This window comes from Blautia sp. CAG:237 (assembly GCF_000436615.1).
Classification (GTDB): domain Bacteria; phylum Bacillota; class Clostridia; order Lachnospirales; family Lachnospiraceae; genus Blautia_A; species Blautia_A intestinihominis.
Genome location: NZ_FR886680.1, coordinates 1 through 954 on the forward strand (window position 1 = coordinate 1; position 954 = coordinate 954).

Here is a 954-nt window from a genome sequence, read left to right on the forward strand (position 1 = left end):
AAGCCACCACGTTCGTTATGAACGAGTGGTTTTTACAGTGTTGCTTTAGTTACGGACATAGCCAGCTGCTGTGGATCTTTGCCAGAAGTCTTGCGTTGTGATAGGCCATTTTGAGGGTGAGGCACGTCCTGCCGAGGTATTTATTGCCGTCTTCTGTCTTGACGCAGGCGAGGGCGAGGTCTGCTTTTGCAGGGTCCTGCAGACATACAGGGATGAGAAACTGAATGCCGTGATTATAATACTGAGGGATCGCAGTGCGGTAATCTGCTTCCAGCATCCGCTTCGTCTGCCGCAGTGCCCCGTCAAAAAGCTGGACTTTCATGACGCTGTTGCGGATCGTTTCCGGAAGACGCTGGCTATTCTCTGCTTCCTCAAAAATGTGCTCATACTGTGGAACAATATCCAGTCCGATATCAAAGACAAGCTCTGCTGGGTTCTGCACATATTCTGCACGTTCCGGAAGGTCTACAATTCCAGCTTTGAGAAGATTGTATTCCGTATAAAATCCCTCCAGGAACCATCTCTGCCTGTCCGGGACAAGATTTGGGATAAAATAAACATAGACCGGCTGATAATAGCGATTAAATAATCCTGTATTAAAAATTGCATAGTTATCTGTTTCCAGTATTTTGCCTTCCTCATATACCCTCTGAAAAGTGTGCTCCAGATAACCTTTGAGGATTCCATTGTCTTCTGTGCTGCCAAAACTCCATTTCTCCGGAACGATCCTGGAGAGATTCTGTATCTGCCGGTTATAATTCCCGCAGTACGTATAGTCGAATAAATTCATGATGCCTCCTTATAAACTTTTTATTTTTTCTGCAAAACCAGTTTCCATTTCCCGCAGGCAGGAATGGACTCTGAAATTTTGTACCCTGATATAATATTATTTTGGGAAATTCACCGACAGAACTGCCGGGTAAAGATTATATTTTTAAGCTACCATATTTTGAT

The 954-nt window shown here is 44.2% G+C and carries 1 protein-coding gene; it reads right to left on the bottom strand.

From position 1 onward, the window contains the following. Positions 1–49: 49 nt before the first annotated feature. A complete protein-coding gene (locus QZL69_RS02060) occupies positions 50–790 on the bottom strand; it encodes a DUF3825 domain-containing protein (protein ID WP_022213565.1) in 741 nt (246 codons plus the stop codon). Between the last annotated feature and the right edge of the window lie 164 nt (positions 791–954).